The 15,954-nt window shown below is 41.3% G+C and carries 17 protein-coding genes and 1 other RNA gene; 8 read left to right on the forward strand and 10 right to left on the reverse strand.

Going from position 1 to position 15,954, the window contains the following annotated elements:
- Window positions 1-239: RNase P RNA component class A (gene rnpB, locus F8S12_RS08810), an RNA gene on the forward strand; the annotation flags it as partial.
- A 120-nt stretch (window positions 240-359) separates the two neighbouring features.
- Here rnpB and F8S12_RS08815 read toward each other — a convergent pair.
- A complete protein-coding gene (locus F8S12_RS08815; RefSeq protein WP_196515931.1) occupies window positions 360-743 on the reverse strand; it encodes a hypothetical protein in 384 nt (127 codons plus the stop codon).
- 128 nt (window positions 744-871) lie between these two features.
- Between F8S12_RS08815 and F8S12_RS08820 the strand changes: the two genes are divergently transcribed.
- The 3 genes from F8S12_RS08820 to F8S12_RS08830 all read left to right on the forward strand — a co-directional run bounded on the left by F8S12_RS08820 (window position 872) and on the right by F8S12_RS08830 (window position 3,150).
- Complete coding sequence (locus F8S12_RS08820; RefSeq protein ID WP_196515932.1) at window positions 872-1,054, forward strand: hypothetical protein; 183 nt, start codon at window positions 872-874, stop codon at window positions 1,052-1,054.
- A gap of 213 nt (window positions 1,055-1,267) precedes the next feature.
- The gene (gene rnc / locus F8S12_RS08825; protein ID WP_196515933.1) at window positions 1,268-1,993 is read left to right on the forward strand and encodes a ribonuclease III; all 726 of its coding nucleotides are present in this window, start codon (window positions 1,268-1,270) and stop codon (window positions 1,991-1,993) included.
- Window positions 1,994-2,097: 104 nt separating this feature from the next.
- On the forward strand, window positions 2,098-3,150 hold the full coding sequence (locus F8S12_RS08830; RefSeq protein ID WP_196515934.1) for a Gfo/Idh/MocA family protein: 1,053 nt from the start codon (window positions 2,098-2,100) through the stop codon (window positions 3,148-3,150).
- A 101-nt stretch (window positions 3,151-3,251) separates the two neighbouring features.
- Here the strand turns inward: F8S12_RS08830 and F8S12_RS08835 are convergent, their stop codons facing one another.
- Window positions 3,252-5,384, reverse strand: coding sequence for a sensor histidine kinase (locus F8S12_RS08835; RefSeq protein ID WP_196515935.1), 2,133 nt, complete (start codon window positions 5,382-5,384; stop codon window positions 3,252-3,254).
- A gap of 292 nt (window positions 5,385-5,676) precedes the next feature.
- Between F8S12_RS08835 and F8S12_RS08840 the strand changes: the two genes are divergently transcribed.
- Both F8S12_RS08840 and F8S12_RS08845 read left to right on the forward strand, forming a co-directional pair.
- Entirely contained in the window at window positions 5,677-6,417 is a 741-nt protein-coding gene (locus F8S12_RS08840; RefSeq protein ID WP_196515936.1) for a RibD family protein, read from the forward strand.
- Between the two features lie 176 nt (window positions 6,418-6,593).
- Complete coding sequence (locus F8S12_RS08845) at window positions 6,594-7,772, forward strand: GNAT family N-acetyltransferase (protein WP_196515937.1); 1,179 nt, start codon at window positions 6,594-6,596, stop codon at window positions 7,770-7,772.
- Between the two features lie 122 nt (window positions 7,773-7,894).
- On the opposite strand, the gene F8S12_RS40455 is transcribed toward F8S12_RS08845, so the two are convergent.
- From F8S12_RS40455 to F8S12_RS08860, 3 genes are read right to left on the reverse strand one after another with little or no spacing between them, the layout of a single operon-like run.
- Window positions 7,895-8,365 (reverse strand): tetratricopeptide repeat protein, encoded by a 471-nt coding sequence (locus tag F8S12_RS40455; protein WP_230967893.1) that lies wholly within the window; start codon window positions 8,363-8,365, stop codon window positions 7,895-7,897.
- Window positions 8,366-8,391: 26 nt separating this feature from the next.
- A complete protein-coding gene (locus F8S12_RS08855) occupies window positions 8,392-9,024 on the reverse strand; it encodes a hypothetical protein (protein ID WP_196515938.1) in 633 nt (210 codons plus the stop codon).
- A 14-nt stretch (window positions 9,025-9,038) separates the two neighbouring features.
- A complete protein-coding gene (locus tag F8S12_RS08860; protein WP_196515939.1) occupies window positions 9,039-9,737 on the reverse strand; it encodes a hypothetical protein in 699 nt (232 codons plus the stop codon).
- Between the two features lie 284 nt (window positions 9,738-10,021).
- Here F8S12_RS08860 and F8S12_RS08865 point away from each other — a divergent pair, with 284 nt between their 5' ends.
- A complete protein-coding gene (locus F8S12_RS08865; RefSeq protein WP_196515940.1) occupies window positions 10,022-10,405 on the forward strand; it encodes a DUF4346 domain-containing protein in 384 nt (127 codons plus the stop codon).
- Window positions 10,406-10,457: 52 nt separating this feature from the next.
- On the opposite strand, the gene psb32 is transcribed toward F8S12_RS08865, so the two are convergent.
- Window positions 10,458-11,195, reverse strand: coding sequence for a photosystem II repair protein Psb32 (gene psb32 / locus F8S12_RS08870; RefSeq protein WP_196515941.1), 738 nt, complete (start codon window positions 11,193-11,195; stop codon window positions 10,458-10,460).
- Window positions 11,196-11,512: 317 nt separating this feature from the next.
- On the opposite strand from psb32, the gene surE reads away from it, so the two are divergent.
- On the forward strand, window positions 11,513-12,193 hold the full coding sequence (surE, locus tag F8S12_RS08875) for a 5'/3'-nucleotidase SurE (RefSeq protein WP_196515942.1): 681 nt from the start codon (window positions 11,513-11,515) through the stop codon (window positions 12,191-12,193).
- Here surE and F8S12_RS08880 read toward each other — a convergent pair.
- The 4 genes from F8S12_RS08880 to F8S12_RS08895 form a co-directional block, all read right to left on the reverse strand.
- Window positions 12,182-12,490: a hypothetical protein gene (locus F8S12_RS08880; RefSeq protein WP_196515943.1), complete on the reverse strand. Its 309-nt coding sequence runs from the start codon at window positions 12,488-12,490 to the stop codon at window positions 12,182-12,184. The two genes, surE and F8S12_RS08880, sit on opposite strands and share 12 nt — an antisense overlap.
- A gap of 883 nt (window positions 12,491-13,373) precedes the next feature.
- Window positions 13,374-14,048, reverse strand: coding sequence for a HupE/UreJ family protein (locus F8S12_RS08885; RefSeq protein ID WP_196515944.1), 675 nt, complete (start codon window positions 14,046-14,048; stop codon window positions 13,374-13,376).
- A 495-nt stretch (window positions 14,049-14,543) separates the two neighbouring features.
- Complete coding sequence (locus F8S12_RS08890; RefSeq protein WP_196515945.1) at window positions 14,544-15,278, reverse strand: SGNH/GDSL hydrolase family protein; 735 nt, start codon at window positions 15,276-15,278, stop codon at window positions 14,544-14,546.
- A 205-nt stretch (window positions 15,279-15,483) separates the two neighbouring features.
- Window positions 15,484-15,711 carry a sensor histidine kinase gene (locus tag F8S12_RS08895; protein ID WP_331001372.1) on the reverse strand — a complete coding sequence of 76 codons (228 nt, stop codon included), beginning with the start codon at window positions 15,709-15,711 and terminating at the stop codon, window positions 15,484-15,486.
- Window positions 15,712-15,954: the final 243 nt, after the last annotated feature.

The following is a 15,954-nucleotide window of genomic DNA, read 5'->3' on the forward strand; positions in this document are numbered from 1 at the left end:
CCCCACTCCCCACTCCCCAATCTTTGGTAAGGGTGCAAAGGTGTGGTAAGAGCGCACCAGCAGCGTCGAGAGGCGCTGGCTCGGTAAACCCCGGTTGGGAGCAAGGCGATAGGAACTACGGTTGGTCTTTTACCAGTTCCGCTCAACGAGAGCCGCTAGAGGCGTCTGGTAACAGGCGTCCCAGATAGATAACTGCCCTCGAAAGAGAACAGAACCCGGCTTACTACCTGGTCTTTCCCTACAATGGAGTATGAACCTTTCACGGTTTGTACTCCATTATTTTTTGTGCGGATTTTGGGCTTAAGCGTTCGCGCAGCGTCTCGTAGAGAAGCTCGTCGTAGACATCGCTAATTGATTATTTAGAGCATTCCCAGTATTTCTAATGCTGTATCCAGATGCCATTTAACCCGATAGAGTCCAAACAGTTTCTCTTGACTGTACCGTGCTGGGTACTCTAGCTTCCTTCCCTCCATCGTCACCTTGAGCAATGCTGACTGTTCTGGCGTAGGTGTTCCCATAGCCTCTAGCGTTGCTTCTAGCGCTTGTATTTGAGAGAGTATAGGAGATTTCAATCCTTTATTATCTGACACTTGCTTGCAGGCTATAACAGGGAAGGTTAGGAGTGCGTTAATGTAAGATGCCTTATCAGCAGGGTTCCCTATTGCTTGGATGCCGTACTGTATCAGACATAAATCGCGTAACGCTCTCAAGCTTTTAACTTCTAATTCTGTGCGTGTAAACATAAAATAGAGTTACCTCTTGTAAAAGTGGGAATCGGTGGTGAACTGTTTTCCAGACTGGTAACGCCACCGATTTAAAACTTTATCCTTTGATATATCAAAGGTTCAAGCGTTATTCGCATCTCTTAATAATGCCAAATCCTAAAGGGAACCCAGAAAATTTAAAACCAATTAAATCTGATAGAGAAGAACCATTAACTGAATATTTACATTTGCGCGTCACCAAGGAAATGAAGGAAGAAGTGAAAGCTAAAGACGACCCTCCTGAGTTTTGCCGTCAAGCTATTCAAGAGAAGCTAGATAGAGACAAGTAGCCAAAAGTTGTTAAAGTAATAGTCCAAGAACTTTATATAAAAAAGTAACCTCGTTTCTAGCCTCTGGCTAGAAATGCAAATCAAAAGCGGCTCTGCCGCAAGTCTTGAGGCGGAGCCTCAAAATAGGCATTCCCAGTCGGAGACTGGGAACGAGAGATTAAGATAGATAGCTAGCTAGTTGCCTTCCCCTGCCCCCCTGCCCCTTATCATGCAATGCCCCTTGCTTATCCACGCCGTCAACGGCAACTTGAAAGTTTAATTCAAAAATTTGGTCTGTCGCTAGAAGCGCCGATAAAGTGGGAACTGCTGGATTTAGCGCTAACTCATCCCACTGTCTCAGAGTCGGCAAATTATGAACAGTTGGAGTTTGTCGGCGATGCAGTGGTGCGACTGGTGTCAGCTGTTTTGTTGTGGGAAAATTATCCCGATTGTCCAGTAGGGGATTTTGCGGCAATTCGTTCGGTGTTGGTGAGCGATCGCATCCTCGCCCAATTAGCCAAAGAATATGGTTTGGAGTTATACTTACTAGTTGCTGGCAGTGCTATTGCTGACAAAGTTGGTCAAGAGTCACGACTGGCTGATGCTTTTGAAGCTGTTCTCGGTGCGCTTTACTTAAGCACTCAAAATCTGGAACTAATCCGCTCTTGGTTAGATCCCCACTTCCAACAACTAGCGACAGAAATTCGCCTCGATCCAGCTAGACTTAATTACAAAGCTGCTCTACAAGAATGGACTCAGGCACAATTTAAAGTTTTACCAGAGTATCGGGTTGTGGAACTCAATCAACCGCACCGCAATCAAGAACGTTTTGTTGCTGAGGTGTGGCTGCACGACAACAAGCTAGGAGTTGGTAAGGGACGCTCGATCAAAACTGCTGAACAAGCCGCAGCTAAGGTAGCTTTTTTAGCAATTAATAATCAGGAAAAACCCTTAGCTTAAAATAATCTTAATCAACTGATAATTCAGTTGGTTGTCATTTGTCCCTTGTCCTTTCTATACAAATGACAAATGACAAATGACAAATGACAAATGACAAATGACAAATGACAAACCAAATTAAAATTGCTGTCATCGGAGTTGGGCGTTGGGGAGTGCATTTACTGCGAAATTTCTTAGCACATCCCCAAGTAAATGTAGTTGCTGTAGTAGATCCCCATCCAGAACGATTAGCGGCGGTAAAGCAGCAGTTTAACTTAGATGAAAATGTAGTATTAACAACCCAGTGGCAAGAATTAAAGAAAGTGCCAGGATTGACAGGGGTGGCGATCGCAACTCCAGCTAGTACTCACTATGCTTTAATTAAAGACGCTCTCCAAGAGGGATACCATGTTTTTGCAGAAAAACCCTTAACTCTTAACCCAGTAGAATGTCGGGAACTTTGCCAGTTGGCGGAGCAGCATCATTTGATACTGATGGTTGACCATACTTATTTATTTCACCCAGCAGTTGAGCGCGGAAAAACTGTAGTACAGACAGGTAAGTTAGGTGATTTACGCTATGGTTACGCCACCCGTACCCACTTAGGGCCTGTCCGGCAAGATGTTAATGCTCTGTGGGACTTAGCCATTCACGATATTGCCATCTTTAACGCTTGGCTGGGTCAAATCCCTGTGAAAGTACAAGCAACGGGTACGGTGTGGCTACAGGGAGCAGTGGGGGAAAACGCAAACACACGGGGACTAGCTGATCTAGTATGGCTGACACTAACATACCCAGATGACTTTCAAGTTTATATTCATCTGTGCTGGCTGAATCCTGATAAACAGCGACGGCTAGGGATTGTGGGCAGCCTTGGCAGCTTAATTTTTGATGAGATGTCATTATTGTCACCTCTAACCTTGCTACATGGAGAGTTTGAACAGCAGGGCAATCAATTTATTCCTGTAAATCAAAGACAGGTGGTACTGGAATTAGAACCAGGGGAACCATTGGGGCGGGTTTGCTCCTCTTTTGTTGTCTCCGTCCTCAACAATACTCCCTCCGAGGTTTCGTCTGGCTGGGTAGGCACTGAATTAGTAGAAATTCTTGCTGCTCTAACACTATCTCTTCAGCAAGGCGGTAAACCTGTTTTTCTCAATGATCGTCAAGGACGATAAAGTAATAACTAGTACAGTACGGGGTAAATAAGCCACCCATTTGTAATGTCTGAAACCCTTGCTAAAACTGAATTACGAATTACGAATTACGCAAAGCGGTACTAGTGACTCTTAAAAGTCCCATTCGCACAAACTCCTCCTTTTGGAAGACTTACCAGAATAGTTTGCAGGGGCGAAAGACGAATTTCATAAGTCCCTTTCCCAAATAGCAACTGAGACTTCGGGGACTTCTCTTCGTCTACTCCTGCTTTCACAGACTTGTTGATCCTCAAAGAAGGACTTCCCCCAGACTCCTGTAGGCTAGGGTAGCGGCTTGTCTTTGCCCCCTCATTCCCAGAGGAAAATCCCAAATCCCCTACATTTTCTTCTTTCTTTGGAACAGGTAATAGCGAGATATCAATCAAAGGTATGGTAATTTTCACTGTCGTACCTTGATGAAGTCCCACACTCTCAAGAGTAATGCTACCTCCCATGAGTTCGATTAAGTTCCGTGAAATCGCCAGTCCCAGTCCAGTACCTTCAAACTGGCGCGTGGTTGTGCCATTCACCATCACAAAGGGTCGAAATAGTTTATGCTGTTGAGTTGGATCGATTCCTATACCTGTATCTTTGATTGTTACCACCACCTGAGATTTATCATTACTAGGTTGAATTTCTGTAGCAATGGTGATGCTTCCCACATCGGTGAACTTAGTAGCGTTACCGATAACATTAATTAGCACCTGTTTCAGTTTTGCTGCGTCTGCCTTAATTGGTATCGCTTGAGGATCTAACTCACATTTCAATTGCAAGCCCTTTTGTTGAACATTAACCGATTGTAAATTAATCACCTCTAACAATATTTGTCGGAGATCAATCGGTGTCGTGACTACTGAAAGCTTACCTGCTTCGATTTTAGAAATATCTAGTAAATCATTAATAATACCTAACAAGTGAATCGTTGTTTCATCGGCACGTTTGAGAAACTCCATTTCTTCTTCTCGGCTATCACATAAACCATCTTCAACCAGGCGAATATAGTTAATAATAATATTTAATGGGTTTCTCAATTCATGGGAAGTTGTAGCTAAAAACTGGCTTTTAATCTGGTTAGCGGTTTTGGATTCTTTCCAAGCTATTTCCAATTCTTCTGCTCCAGCTTTGAGCCGTTCTACCATTTGGTCTAGGGCTTGGGCTAGTTGATTGAATTCCCGGATTTGGAAATTGTGCGGAACTGGTTGTGCAGCATGGTGAGAGTGAATATTTAAAGCGTAGTCTCGCAATTCTTCTACAGGACGTGCTAAGTAAGGAGCTAGATATAGAGATGCCAACAAACTTGCACCAATCAAACCAACTGTCAAAACGATGAGGATTAGCTTGATTTCCTCTAAACCAAAAAGCGCATTATCAACACTGGTAACAGCTAAAACTATCCATTTTTGCTGCGGTTGTTGGGTGAGTGGATTTGCAATAGCTGTATAGCCAGCTACTAATTCTTTCCCCTTTGTAAAAAACAAATTTATCGAATCGTTTCGTCCCGCAATTGCATTTTTAATTATGCTCTTGAGTTGAGAAGCATTTGGGTGCTGATTAATATTAGTTCCCACCCAGTCTGTGAATGGGTGTGCCAAAATCGTGCCATCTTCAGCAATCACTACCATAGCGCCTGTAAGCGATCCCGGCGGATTTCTGGTTTGTTGGTACAATGCAGACTGAATACTTAAACTGTAAACTAAATTTTTTCGGCTATCGGAGATTGGTGCAGATAATACTAATGGCAGTTGATTTTGTGTGTTTCTTTTACCAGTCATTCCTGCTTTTGGCAGGAAGATTGCTTTGACATTAATTCCGTCACTAGGCAAAGGTAATCTCAATTCTCCAATAGCTTGATCGCCACAATTATTGGCAATTATCTTCTGACTTAGGAGATTCGTTAATTGAATGCATTGAATATTGGATGGAAGTTGTTGCTTTAGCTGGGTGAGAATTTCTTGCTCTTGTATAGGCGAATCCGATGGAATCACCGTTGTTTTACTTACACTCAGCAAATTAGCTTTTAATATAGCGATCGCATCTCCAATTCTCTCCCCTTTGTTGATAGCGCTTTCTGTTAAATTTTGACGTGCAGTTCTCAATATGCTAGAACGTGCCTTATTTAGGGCAACAATCTCGCCTATAAGTAAAACTGGAACGAACAACAGCAATATTCTCGTTACTAAAATTCGACGAAAGGATGATTGACGGGAATTAGTCATCGAGTGTCTCACTTGACATCTGCAAACCACAACAGCAAAGATATGCAATTAGACCAGCTAGATGAGACATTTTGTTATCTTATCATAACTTTATTTTCAATGTTTAAAAATAACAAATTGCTATAATTGAAAAAGAAACGTGGTATACCAAAAATCGTATTTAGTAGATGTAAAAGCGATTTGTGTTGCATAGGAATCCAGTAATTAAATTGTAAAATACTAGGTTGCAGGCATGGATTTTTTTGAGAATCTACACACTAGCAAAAAAATATAAAACTATCAAACCAATTTAATGTTGCAACACCGTCCTCATACTACAGTTGTTTTAGCAATGAGTGCAGATGGCAAAATAGCAGATTTTAGGCGATCGCCTGCTCGGTTTGGTTCAAGAATTGATCAAGCACACTTAGAAAAACAAATCGCTGCCTCTGATGCCGTTTTATTCGGTGCTGGTACTCTGGCCGCTTACGGAACAACACTTACCGTATCAGATCCAACTTTAGTACAACATCGAGTCCAAGGAGGTAAGCCTCCCCAACCGATTCATATAGTGATTACACGCTCTGCAAACCTCAATCCGGAAATTAACTTTTTTAAGCAATCAGTCAGACGCTGGCTACTTACGACAACTGCGGGTGCACTTTCCTGGAAAGGACGTTTACGGACACTTCCCTCAACGGGGGAAACTCCCGTACAGGAGTGTCCTTCAAAATTTGAGCAGATTTTAGTTTTTGAAACACCAACTGGAGAAATTGACATTCCCGCAGCTTTAAAGCATCTAGCCACTATACATATAACACGCTTGGCGGTCTTGGGTGGAGGTGAATTAGTCGCTTCCTTGCTGGGATTAGATTTGATTGATGAATTATGGCTGACTGTCTGTCCGCTAATTTTAGGTGGTAATACCGCACCCACGCCCGTCGAAGGAAAAGGATTTTTAGCCGATTTAGCTCCCAAGTTGCAACTTCTAGAAGTTCATGCAGTTGAGCAAGAAGTGTTTTTGCATTACCGTCTGCAACGACCAGCAGATTAGATTACGCTAAGTAAAGTTATTTATTGGGCATGGGGCAATTCAATTTTGGATTTTGGATTTTAGATTTTGGATTAAATTTCAATCTAAAATCCAAAAGCGTTCGACTGAGCGCTCACGCCGAAGTCTAAAATCTAAAATTCTTACTCCCCACTCCCTACTCCCTACTATCGTAAAAAGTGGAACAACTTAAGCCTCGCTATTCTGTCGTTTGGACGAACAAAATCGCTGAAGTACCCCAAAATGCCTGGAATGCTTTGGCAATGCCACTCAAAACGCCGTTTTTAGAATGGGAGTGGCTGAACAATATTGAAACTTCCCACAGTGCTACGGCTAAAACTGGTTGGTTGCCAAATCACTTGACGCTATGGCGAGATAGAACCCTGATTGCTGCTGCCCCACTTTATCTCAAAGGACATAGTTCTGGTGAATTTGTTTTTGATCACCAATGGGCAGAGTTAGCCGATCGCATCGGAATCCAATATTACCCAAAATTGCTGGGAATGTCCCCATTTACGCCGGTTGAAGGTTATCGGTTCTTAATTGCTCCAGGAGAGGATGAAGATGAAATTACAGCGATGATGGTGCATGAAATTGATGCTTTCTGCTCCAAAAATCGAATTTCTGGGTGTCATTTTCTTTATGTCGATCCCCAATGGCGTCCGATGCTGGAACGGCATGGCTTTACAACTTGGCTGCACCACAGCTATATCTGGGAAAATGCTGGCTTTAAAACTTTTGATGACTACTTGAAATTGTTTAACGCCAATCAGCGCCGCAATATCAAGCGGGAACGCAAAGCTGTGGAGAAAGCAGGTTTACGATTGCAACCGCTAAGTGGTGATCAAATTCCTCAGTCTTTGTTTCCCTTAATGCACCAGTTCTATGCAGACACCTGTGATAAGTTTGGCTGGTGGGGTAGCAAGTATCTCACACAAAGGTTTTTTGAGCAACTATACACCGATTATCGCCATCGAGTTTTGTTTGTTGCTGCATATAGCGAGGAAGATAATTCTCATCCTTTAGGAATGTCCTTTTGTTTATATAAAGGTGACAAACTTTATGGACGCTATTGGGGGAGTTTTCAAGATATAGATTGCTTACATTTTGATGCTTGCTATTATGCACCAATTGAGTGGGCGATCGCTAACGGCATCCAAATTTTTGACCCTGGCGCGGGCGGGCGTCACAAAAAACGGCGCGGTTTCCCCGCTACGCCCAATCACAGTTTGCACCGCTTTTACAATAATCGTTTAGGACAAATTTTACGTCCCTATATTAAGGAAGTGAATCAACTCGAACAGCAGGAGATTGAGGCGATTAATGCAGAGTTGCCATTTAGTGAGAAAAATGGTTGAGGAAAAGCATTTGTTTGCTGAATAATTAAACTTTACTCGGCAAACAGATGCAAATTTTCCTTATTTTCAAAATCGTGAAATTAAACTATTGGCGATCAAGACGGTAGTTCTGCTACCATTCGTCAAAATTCACCCTCTTGAATACCTCTTTGAATATTCTCCACTAGTTGCTGCACCATCGCTGCTCTTACTGAATCTCCTCTGGAATTGTAGATAGCAATAGCCTTCTCGGCATCTTCAATCCCCTTTTGTGGTTGTCCTTCTAAAGGCAATACATTACCTCGAAAAACATAAGCTTCGGCATAGTTAGGATCAAGCTCGATTGCTCGCGTGTATTCAGCAATTGCCTGTTGAGACTGGCCTTGTCTATCAAAATTACGCCCACTTCGGAAAAATTCTTCAGCATTCGCCATAGTTCCTGACTCTTGTCCTTGACTACTTGAATTACACAAACCATTTGAATCCTTGACTTGCCCCGATGGACAAGCTGATTGTTCCTGAGCTTTCGCTACAGAGTCAAGAATTATAGGGAAGATGATAAACGCAGAACATACGCCAAATATAATGGAGAGGTGCTTTGTTACTAATTTCATTTTAGATTACTCCTAATTCTAATAGTTTATTGTTGTGCTAGATAATCCATTCGTTCCACTTCATTAAGCATCAAATCCTCGATACGTAAAGTTGTGTGTTGACCAGCTAGTAGTTCTTCTACCTCAACTACACAGGGAATATAAGCGTCCTGTTCGCGGATGAAATTCATTGTAAATGTGTACGCATCTTCAATATTCCTAGCTTCTAATTGGCGAAGCTGAGACTGAAACTCGCACTTAAATTCTTCTTCAAAAGACAGTTTTTCTTGTAGGATACCATTACTGTAAAGATGGTATTCAATAGTGCCGCATGTATCGCTGCCAGCGTAGTAAATAACAGAAGTACTCAGAGATTCTGAAAGATTCCTAGCATCTTCTTCTGTTAAGTAGATTCGTATTGACGACATACGGTATTTATAAATTAAGCTCCAAGGATGTCCCCGCAACTGAAAAACAAAAGTGCTTTCATTCTGAATTTGAATTTCACACTCATATGCATTGCGTACCCAGACATTCATTTGTCTTAAGGTGCTAAATGCTTGGGAGACTTGTTCTACAGATGCTCGAACAAGAACAAACACAAGATTTCGATCAATTGTTTCTAATCCTCTACGCTGCTCTAAAGGGATACCTTCTTCTCTGACAAAATATATTGACATCTTGGTAAATAGTTTTAAATTCTACCAGGGTTTCCGGGACCACCATAACCTGTAGGGACCCTTCCTGGAAGGATATACACAATGGGATTTACTAATTCAGCCTTACCCATCTGAAGATTACCAAGCGGCGGTACAATTTCACATCCTATGGAATGCCAGACCCCTATACCTCTACGGCTAGCTTCATTAATTGTTTTAGAACTTATTCTTCTGACATCAGATGTGGTGAGAAAAACAATCGCTGGGTTTTCATTGTTAGCTGTTGCAGGACTCCTATCGAGAACATCTAGGAAACCAAGAATTTGATACTTTTCATAGCTCGGAGGCAATAAAGTACCGCGTACTGCCTTTGACTCATAAAAGACGCTATTCGGGTAAGTGAAACTAAAAAATGGTATCAAGTTAACGACAAGCGGAACTACCCCATCTGGTTGTACATTACCGATACCAGCTTTTATTTGCCTTAGTGGTGAAGGGAAAAGTCTTCTGTTGGAAGCAATTGGATCACCTGGTTTGAGTGTATTCAGCGCAAACCGTTCAAATTTTACTCCAATTTCAGATAGTGGTATACCTTGGCTAGTGGCAATTTGATCGAGTCTGCTTTTAGTTAATGGTGTTTGGCTGGAATTAGCGCAGGTTTGAGCTTTAACAGCAGATGGAGTCATAGCAACTATTATCCCGATGAATAACGCTATTTTTCGGATGTAGTTCATGATTAGCAACTGAAGTAAGTAAGCCTTTAGCAGGGCTTTTAAATTTCATTCCAAGGCGAGTATATGGTTTTTTTTATCACTATAGCTTCAGTAAATTCATGCACTAATATGGTTGCGGATTATTTGATAATAAAAGTATAATTTATAGCAAATTCTCTAATTTAATTTTAAGTAAAAGAAATCAAAAATATCTGAAAGATATCAATAAGACTAAGGAAGATAGGAATTACACTTGATATAGAGTATAAAAACCCTCAAGAAAGAATTTTCTTTTTATAATGCTTATGGATTTAATAGTTGGAGATTTAGCCGCAATTGATGATAAACTTTCCCAGCGTCACATTGATCTTGATCCTGGTGGATATTTCATTATTTACTTAGATCGAAACGCAGGGTTAATTTATGCCAAGCATTTTACAAATGTGATTGACGATCGCGGTTTAGCAGTCGATCCAGAAACGGGAAAGGTAATTCCGGCGCGAGAAAAGGTAGAACGAACTCACACGACAGTTTTTAGCGCAAGGACGGCGAAAGAAATTTGCGTGAAGATTTTTGAAGAAACTCAGCCCCCTCCTGTAACTCAATTAGATCATGCAGCTTATTTGGGTCGAGAATTTGTTCGAGCTGAGGTGGCTTTAGTTACAGAGCAAGAGTATGTTCAAGATTAAAGTTAAAAGTTAGGAGTTAGAAATTTCTAACTCCTAACTCCTAAGTCTGCCATTACCCATTAGATGATGGCTGATTTATCTGATAGATATAGTAAGTCGCCATTGGGATAACGGTGGCGGCAATTAACAATCCTACCACCCAAGCAATAGCGTTACCTTGGTCGGTTTCTTCTGCTTTTTTGAAAGTGCCTTCTACCTGCACATTGTCAATGATTTTAGGCGGGCCTGGATCGGGTTTGCCGGAGAGGACGGCGACAAGGCGATCGCTTGCATCTAGAAATGCTTGATTATATTTGTTACCATTGCGTAATGGCACACTTACTGTTTCAGTAGCTACACTCTCGGCAATAGAGTCCGTGAGCAAAGGCTTGATTTGATCCCCAGTAATAATGGCAGTACCATTGGTAACTGTATCAATAACCAATAAGGTTTGATTAGCTTGAGCTTCTTTTGTGGGAAACCATTTTTTAAACAGCGCCTTGGTGAAACTTTGCGGTGTTTCCCCGTAGTCGAGGCGGCGAACAGTAACAATTCTGACCTGCTTATCTGTTTGCTTTGCCAAATCCTCGAAAGCGCTGCTAATTTTACCTTCATTCAGACGGCTGATGACTTCACCTTGATCTAAAACCCAGGTGTTATTGCCTGCTGTAAGGTTGGGTAATTGATACACACCTGTAGCAAAAGCAGGTGCGGCAAACAGTGAAGTTGCTAAAATAACCGTTACCAAAGGTAAAATTAGCCGGATGAGGTGTTTTTGAAGGCTAAATACTTGTTTGAGGAGCTGTTTCATTACATAAACCATAAGACAGACTTGCACCAAAAATACTACAGAACTACTATAAAAATCACCTTGTTTCCAGTTTTATCCAGTATAAGATTTCTATTACTGACAGCAGATATATATTTTACGGGATTTTTTGATTGCACAAACTGGTGATTAACCCGACCCTAACACCCTTGCTAGTTACAAGAAACACCGCCTATTTTGGGTTAATTCCCAAAATGGGCGGTGTTTGCAAACCATTTAGAGATGATATCGTATGATCAATGTTTGTGGCAGAATTAAGCACATTTTTTATATCTGCAAGTAGTTTTCCCTTAACACTTATGACCATAATTTTAACTAACGATGACGGCATCGACGCACCCGGTATCCAAGCCCTGCTCAAAGCTGTAAATGGCAAAAATGTGATTATCGCTGCTCCTGCTGATCATCAGTCTGGCTGTGGACATCAAGTTACTACTACTCGTGCCATCAACCTCCAGCGACGTTCTGAAACTGAATATGCGATCGCTGGCACTCCTGCTGATTGTGTAAGAATTGCAATAACACAAATTACCACAGATGTCAAATTTGTGCTTTCAGGTATCAACGCTGGGGGCAACTTGGGAGTAGATTCCTACATTTCTGGCACAGTTGCTGCCGTGCGGGAAGCTGCAATGCACGGTATTCCTGGAGTTGCCATTTCTCAATACCGCAAAGCCAAGCAGAATTTTGATTGGGATCTGGCCGCGAAATTCACAACCGAAGTTTTAGCGGACTTACTTAAGCGCCCTTTACAACCGGGAACCTTTTGGAATGTGAACTTGCCACATCTGCAACCAGGAGAACCAGATCCTAATGTGGTGTTTTGCCAACCCTGTACCAAACCTTTGCCCATCAACTATCGCATTGACGGCGATGATTTTTATTATGTAGGGGAATATAGCAAACGCGATCGCAATCCTGGTAGCGATGTGGATGTATGTTTTTCTGGCAATATCGCGGTAACTCAGTTAAAGGTTTGACTCATCTAATCCTTGAATTAGAGACATCAATCGATCTAGAGTTTGTGTCAGTTGGTTGAGTTTTTGTAGTGAATCATGCTGAGATTCAGCAAGAGTCTGCACAACATCACACAATGCGACAATTTGATAGCCTTGCTGTTGCACCTGCTGTCCCTGTGCTTCGACTTGGATGCTGATAGTCTCCAATCTTTGGGCGAGACGTTCAATTGTCTCACTTGTAGAGAGTACTGCTTCCCCAATTTGCTCAACAATAGATTCCAAGCGATTTATTTTTACTTCGATTCCTGCTGAAATCATTTCTTTACCATCCTAATTTTTTTTAGAGAGCATTTTAGGAAATTAGATAACACTGTCATTCCGATACTATGTGTGATTTTGTTCTTTGATGCTTATATCCAATGTTGTGTTTAAATACTTAATTTATTGCAACTTTTAATCAGTATTGTTGACCACATATTTAAATTTAAATTGATTAGTTACCCCTTTAAGATATAGCCAAGGAAACTTAGCATCAATTTATACAAAACAATCCTCAAAAACTGAAGAAAGTTAAGTAAATATAAGGTTCAAATGGATACTTTTAATAAAGCTAAGTTTATAGTCTAATTAAGTTTCAGCAATTATACCTTGTTGCTTAACATTTGGCTCTACAATTCATAAAACACCATTAATAAGCATTTCTTCAGTGCCATATCTCAAAGATAGGAACTTAAATTTACCATTTATCCTTCAGTAGAGCCTAAAATTAAGCATTATTTGGACATAACTATTAATTTTATTGCTCTTGTTTGTGCGATCGCTTAGAAGGAAGACACGGTATCAAAGCATATCTATGCATTAGTGTAAACTTAAGCCCAAACTCCTTTAAAACCTCGTTTCTAGCCTCTGGTTAGAAATGCTCATCATTGCGGGAGGCAGAGCCTCCCACTAGGCATTCCCAGTCTCCGACTGGGAACGAGACAATCTCTAAAAGCTTTTTAAAACCTCGTTTCTAGCCTCTGGCTAGAAATGCTCATCATTGCGGGAGGCAGAGCCTCCCACTAGGCATTCCCAGTCGGAGACTGGGAACGAGACAATCTCTAAAAGCTTTTTCTAGACTGGCTTTTATCTAAAGTTGACACCGATGATATCTGTGTACTCCCTACAAATGCCTGTATTCCACTAAACTGAAATATTTTATTTAAGTTATCGAATTCCTCAAAAACACGATGCCGATCGCACAGAAAGAAAAGCCAGCAATGCGAATTTTAGCTTGGAAAATTCGGTTTATTTCTCCCATACCGATTGCACCACCAATTTTTCTGGCACTCATGGCAACTGCAAACAGAGTTAAAGTAATGCCTAGTATATAGGCAACCAGTGGCATCATTCCTGCCCCAATAATAGATGATGCATCAGCATAACCCTGAAATAAACCAGCACTGACGCCTACCAGAGCAAGTACCATAAAATTTGGTTGATTTGGCATCATCAGCATAGTGCCAAAGACGATGGTAGAAATGGCGAACGCTATTTCTGTACCTGGTAAATTTAGCTGGAATGTATGAATTACAATCCCCAAAACTGCTGCTAAAACAAAACATCCAGTGATCACTGCGCCACGAACAAATACAGATGAGAGTAAGCCAATAGCAACAATACCAACTAAACAATCCAAGCTAATTACTGGATCTGCCAGTCCCCAAAGAAAGCCTTCCCAAAAGTTAGAGATGGTATGATGAATTGGTGTTCCACTCAATGAACTCAGTAAGCTAATTAAGATTAGAGCCGCGATCGCTCCAACATCGCGATTCATTAAATCCGAGGTATAAAATTTACTCAAAGCACGGGATTCTGATAATTTAGTTTTGAACATCAATATATGCCAAATTAGTTTTTTCGGTAATTTATACTGCCCACATACCCGCAAAAACTAACGTGGTAATTACGCTAGCTCATACCAGCTTCATAAAGTTATGTTAAAGACACGGTAGTAGGCGAAGTCCCTCCATAAGGCAATACGGTTCGGTTAACATATTTGGCTCTCGGAGATCCCCCCAACCCCCCTTAAAAAGGGGGGCTTTGTTTCCTAATTTACCCCCTTTTTAAGGGGGTCGCCGCAGGCGGGGGGATCTTATCGAGGAAGGCAGGAGGCAGAGGGCAGTTCTTGCTGGAGGAAAACTGCCCTCTGTCTCCTGTCGCGACCATAGGGTCTTGGGTTTAAGACAAGAACACTGAACTCTTGTTCAGTGGTTCTAAATCAGTAGGGGTCGAATTCCCTACTGATTTATTCCTCCTGCCTCCTTCAACCGAACCGTATTGCCTCCATAAAGGGGTGGCAATAATCAGCACTTAACTTAAGCGTATTTCCCTATATCTTTCTGACGATGTACTCAACCAATTTTTGAATTATTTCAGCATCTGTTTCACTTAAATTTTCTAACTCAATTCTGTTACCCTCTTGTGGGGTACTAAATTGACTACTGTATATACGACGACTCAACCCTACCGGACTCACCTTATAAAATATTGAATAGAATACACATGATGCTACGTATGATCCAATGGGGCTAGGGTGACTTTGATCCGAATTATAAAGGTTCAATTTCAGATTTGCTTCCTGAATTTTTTGCCAAGCAATTCCTACAGGAGCAACTTTAGCTTTCAGTTCCTTAGCAATTCTCATGTATGAATCAGTCAATATCTCTTGCGTTTCTGGTTGATTTTGCCTTGCCCAAGTCAAGTAGAATACTGTTTGGGAATTAACCCGCTTAATCTCGGTATCAAACAGACTGGCGTACTTGGACATTTCCTTTGGATTGGTAATCGGTAAGGTACTCTGCTCTTGCAGTACTACGTAGTCCCATCGTTTCGCTTTTAGCAGTCTGAGTGCTTCACCACGTTTCCAATGGTTTTTGAGCGAAGCTCCACCAACCACAACCATTTCAGTTTCCAGGGTTCTAGTTTCTTTCGCTGAGACAGCCAACTGTTGTGTCAACCAAGGAAGGTCATTAACATAGGTATAGCTGTTGCCAATAAATAAAACTCTGATTGACTGCTGATCAGTTACTTGAAGGGAATTTGCTTCAACTTGTGGACTTGTCATCTTAAACAAGGCAATCATTAAAAACAGAACTAATCCCAGCCAAAATACTATTTTAAACGTATCATTCATCCTTGCGCTCAAAATTCAGTGTAAAGTTGAGTTTTATACTCTATATATCAGTTAATTTTAATGATAATTGCTAGTTAACAAAAAATAATTTTATCTTAAATATGTGACGGATGTTTAGCAGCTTAATTCTTAACTATCAAGCGGACTTCATCTGAACTGGAATTTGGATGATTAACTCTGTACCCTGAAGCGGTGCAGAAATACACTTGATTTGACCTCCATGCTTCTCTATAATTTGATAACTAATCGACATCCCTAAATCTGTACCTGAACCAACGGGTTTGGTTGTAAAAAACGGGTCAAAAATTTTTTGCTTTACGTTTTCTGTCATTCCACAGCCATTATCAGCAATCCGAATTATCACTTGATTGCTGTAGCAACACAAAAAGCAAACACAGCAGCTTTAGGATAACCGATACCGAAACCGGACTTTCTTCTACAAAACGCTCAAATACTTGACTTATAATCATTCTAGCTATTCCCCATTTCCCAACTTTATTTTTTCAACTAACTATAATTTGGGGAAAATTACAAGACCTTGAAAGGGCTGGTTCTGTCCCCCCGGCTCCCCTGCCGCCTGCTCCCTGCCGCCTGCCACCTGCTCCCC

Source organism: Nostoc sp. WHI (genome assembly GCF_015714725.1).
In the GTDB taxonomy this organism is placed as follows: Bacteria; Cyanobacteriota; Cyanobacteriia; order Cyanobacteriales; family Nostocaceae; genus Nostoc.

What these genes read in the sequence shown, in the direction of transcription:
- F8S12_RS08815 (WP_196515931.1), bottom strand. Translation starts at nt 743, where the DNA reads ATGTTTACACGCACAGAATTAGAAGTTAAAAGCTTGAGAGCGTTACGC.
- F8S12_RS08820 (WP_196515932.1), top strand. Translation starts at nt 872, where the DNA reads ATGCCAAATCCTAAAGGGAACCCAGAAAATTTAAAACCAATTAAATCT.
- rnc (WP_196515933.1), top strand. Translation starts at nt 1,268, where the DNA reads ATGCCCCTTGCTTATCCACGCCGTCAACGGCAACTTGAAAGTTTAATT.
- F8S12_RS08830 (WP_196515934.1), top strand. Translation starts at nt 2,098, where the DNA reads ATGACAAACCAAATTAAAATTGCTGTCATCGGAGTTGGGCGTTGGGGA.
- F8S12_RS08835 (WP_196515935.1), bottom strand. Translation starts at nt 5,384, where the DNA reads ATGACTAATTCCCGTCAATCATCCTTTCGTCGAATTTTAGTAACGAGA.
- F8S12_RS08840 (WP_196515936.1), top strand. Translation starts at nt 5,677, where the DNA reads ATGTTGCAACACCGTCCTCATACTACAGTTGTTTTAGCAATGAGTGCA.
- F8S12_RS40455 (WP_230967893.1), bottom strand. Translation starts at nt 8,365, where the DNA reads ATGAAATTAGTAACAAAGCACCTCTCCATTATATTTGGCGTATGTTCT.
- F8S12_RS08855 (WP_196515938.1), bottom strand. Translation starts at nt 9,024, where the DNA reads ATGTCAATATATTTTGTCAGAGAAGAAGGTATCCCTTTAGAGCAGCGT.
- F8S12_RS08860 (WP_196515939.1), bottom strand. Translation starts at nt 9,737, where the DNA reads ATGAACTACATCCGAAAAATAGCGTTATTCATCGGGATAATAGTTGCT.
- F8S12_RS08865 (WP_196515940.1), top strand. Translation starts at nt 10,022, where the DNA reads ATGGATTTAATAGTTGGAGATTTAGCCGCAATTGATGATAAACTTTCC.
- psb32 (WP_196515941.1), bottom strand. Translation starts at nt 11,195, where the DNA reads ATGAAACAGCTCCTCAAACAAGTATTTAGCCTTCAAAAACACCTCATC.
- surE (WP_196515942.1), top strand. Translation starts at nt 11,513, where the DNA reads ATGACCATAATTTTAACTAACGATGACGGCATCGACGCACCCGGTATC.
- F8S12_RS08880 (WP_196515943.1), bottom strand. Translation starts at nt 12,490, where the DNA reads ATGATTTCAGCAGGAATCGAAGTAAAAATAAATCGCTTGGAATCTATT.
- F8S12_RS08885 (WP_196515944.1), bottom strand. Translation starts at nt 14,048, where the DNA reads ATGTTCAAAACTAAATTATCAGAATCCCGTGCTTTGAGTAAATTTTAT.
- F8S12_RS08890 (WP_196515945.1), bottom strand. Translation starts at nt 15,278, where the DNA reads ATGACAAGTCCACAAGTTGAAGCAAATTCCCTTCAAGTAACTGATCAG.